Source organism: Robbsia andropogonis (genome assembly GCF_000970345.1).
GTDB classification, from domain to species: Bacteria; Pseudomonadota; Gammaproteobacteria; order Burkholderiales; family Burkholderiaceae; genus Robbsia; species Robbsia andropogonis.
In genome coordinates this window covers 1-2,945 of the sequence record NZ_LAQU01000109.1, presented here as the reverse complement: position 1 = coordinate 2,945, position 2,945 = coordinate 1, and the positions used below count along the sequence as shown (strand labels likewise).

At 60.5% G+C, this 2,945-nt stretch carries 3 protein-coding genes; all 3 read right to left on the bottom strand.

Annotation, left to right across the window (positions count from 1 at the left end):
- Window positions 1-100: 100 nt before the first annotated feature.
- On the bottom strand, window positions 101-478 hold the full coding sequence (locus tag WM40_RS26140; protein WP_046154502.1) for a DUF7682 family zinc-binding protein: 378 nt from the start codon (window positions 476-478) through the stop codon (window positions 101-103).
- Entirely contained in the window at window positions 471-2,162 is a 1,692-nt protein-coding gene (locus WM40_RS26135; protein WP_046154501.1) for a PcfJ domain-containing protein, read from the bottom strand. Before WM40_RS26135 ends, WM40_RS26140 begins: the two co-directional genes overlap by 8 nt.
- Window positions 2,159-2,945, bottom strand: a 787-nt coding sequence (locus tag WM40_RS31900) for a DNA cytosine methyltransferase (protein ID WP_236693714.1), incomplete at its 5' end; no start/stop codon positions are given. The genes WM40_RS26135 and WM40_RS31900, both read right to left, overlap by 4 nt.

Sequence of the window (2,945 nt, the reverse complement as noted above, 5' to 3'; positions counted from 1 at the left end):
GTCGGGACCCGTAAAAGCGCCGGCACCGCGCTCGCGGGCACCGACGAATTGGGCAAGGTCTTTTGCCTGGGAAGGCTTTTCGCAGAGAAACAGTCTCATATCACACCAAACCGTTGTAAGTTTCGTGACTCATGAAGCGCAGCGGTTTTAATGTCGTCGCATCGATGAGCAGCCGATATCGATGGCCGATGGCAATGGAAAAATCCCCGTGGCGCGATGTCAGACGCCGTGCCCCAAGCGCGAGCGGGTGGGTGCCCTGATCAAGGCAGGCCAACACATCGAGGGCGCGCTCAAGCACCGCCGGCAAGTGCGCGGCCGCCTCAAGCCCGATCGGGGCATGGCGCTCACGTTCGCGCAGCAGCGCCAAGCGCGAGGCGACGGTACCGTCCTTCGTGTTGCGAGCCGCACTCGTCGTCGCTTGGCATCGGTGACAATAGCAACCGAGCCCTCGGTGGCCGCAGGCAAAGCGCTTACGCATCGCATAACTCCGATCGTGTCGGCTCGGCAGCCGCCAAGGCGGGCGCACTTGCGAGCGCATAGGCCGCGGCGACCTTTCTGCCGACCGCTAGGAGTTCAGGCGCCGGGGGCTCGTTGCACTGCGCAAGGTTTTCACCAACACGCCATTCGTCGCCATGGGGCATGATTCGCAAGGTCGATTGCTCCGCGCCCGCGCGTAAGGAAAATATGCGATGACCATGGGTCATGCACACACGAGCATAGGTACCGACACAGTGATGCATCTCGTTACCTTCCTTGACGAGCTCCTGCTCGCTTATGAGCGGAACCACGAGCACGTCATCGATCGTGGTTTGCCCAAGGGCGCTCTGCCAGCGCTTGTTCGGGTCGCCTTCGCGCTTTGCACGCTCCCAGCGCATTACTTGTCGGGCGATCGACGCCCAGGTCGATTGCGCATCGGGCAGCGCGCGCTCACGCCCGTCATTCGCCCACCAATCCAAGATGTTTGCCATCTCGCTCGGATCCAGTTGACTTGCCACGGTAGCGTCGGGTTTGCGCGAGAGCGTGGCCGCATGCGCGAAGAAGGCGTCGCATAGATGCGCGAGCGAGGTGTAATCGGTTTGGCTGGTCGTTGTGTAAAGCCATTCCGTGCGCGTGCGCCACGCCAAAATAACCTTGCAGATCCAGGTGGCCTTGGCCGGCCGACGGCACCGGCCAAGCACTTCATAGAGCAAATCAAAAGGCAAACCGAAGTGCTCCTGCAACGTCGCCCGCATCCAAGCTGAATGCGCCGTCGCAGGTGCCGCGATGAACGCTTTCCACGCGAGCTTCGAGGTGATCTGCCGGTGGCCTATCAGGGGTGTCGCGCGAATATCGGCCCAGCGATAATAGGCAAACAGATTGGCATCCCCCCAATGCCGTGCATCGATGCCGCGCAGGATCGGCATGGCATTGGGATGCTCGCGGTGGATTTTGTCGATCGCCGCTCGGTGGCGCTCGACCACCAAGTATTCCTGGACTCTCAACTCTCCCATCGGATGAATCCGAAACGCGTGCGAGACGCTCGGCCGATCGAGCAACTGCCATATCGCGGCACCGACGATACCGCCGGCGACGGCAAGCGGCTCATATCGCTCTTTGTGGCGCACGCGATCCTCGCATAAGATGTCCCGAGCCAGGCAACTGCCATCGTTGATGTTTTCATCGGAGTAACCAAGACGTACGAACTCGGCGCGAAGCGACGTGACAGCACATGCCGTGTAATGGGCGCACGCCTGGCCAATCAAATTTTTCGCAAGCCCGCTACGTCCGCGTTGAAACAAAGGCAGTGCGGGTATGTGCGATGCCTCGACGTCTTCCCACGATCCTTCAAGGGGATTCCAACGCGTAAAAGTCCACACGGGCGTCTGAGCCGAGTCAGGCTCGGCAACGGGCTGGGTGCGCGTGATGCGCCATGTATGGCAGAGCTCAAGCGTGACGTGGTCGGCATCACGTTCTATAACCGCCATCTTCGTGATAAAGCGGCTATACGCCCATTCGTGCGCGACTTGATAGATGGCATCGGATAGGGGCGTGCCAACCCTGCGTTTTTTAGGCGCGGTCGCGACCTGGGCGGTTTTACCAAGCTGCACCCTATGGAAACGCCAGCGCAGCGTGACAGACCCGGCTATCGCACTCACAAGGCTTTTGACATTCTCCAAGCTCATTGCGCCTCCACAGCAACACCGACATCACCAGCAACATCGCTGGGCGTGGCGTATTGATAGACGATTGCAATCGCATCGACTGCCGCGATGCGTTCGCCGATCCATCGCATGGGCGGGATTGCCATGCTGTTACCGAGGGCCTTATAGCGTGGGCCATCCGCGGCGCCCGGAACGTTGGTGTATCCGTCTGGCACACCCTGCAGGCGCTCGCACTCGGTCGGCGTGAGTCTGCGTACAGCTGTTCCGATCATTGCCGCCTGATGTCCGCCGGCGTTGTCGCTCGAATTAGCGTGGCTCATGCTCCGCAGCGTTGATGCAATTTCGCCAACACCGAACCCGTTTTGCCCAGAAGCCTTGCAATCGAACGCGATCGCCCCGACTCCGATGCCCGCGCGCCCGCCGCTGGGTGTCAAAATCGCATTCGCCACTCCGTCTTGACGATATTCCACTGCGTGCTCGCCGTTGCGGCCTCGAATGGCAAGCGTGTATGGCTGGCAGGGAACTATCGGCGTGCCGCGCCCCGTACCGTCCTCGCTGGCATCAAATCCTTCGCCACGCAATGCGTGAGCGACCAGCAATCCATTCTCTGCATCCTGCTGTGTCGCGCTTCCTGCGGCTTTTCCGTTTGAAGTCAGCGTTCCGGCGACGAGTAGCGTTTCCGTCTCTGCATCAATGCGGGTGTTCTTCGTGGTGAGTGACTTCCCTACAAGTGGAATCAATCCACCATCGCAATCAAAGTCGGTTCCGAGTCCGCCACCGCCTTTAGTGCGCTCGCTAAGGGTA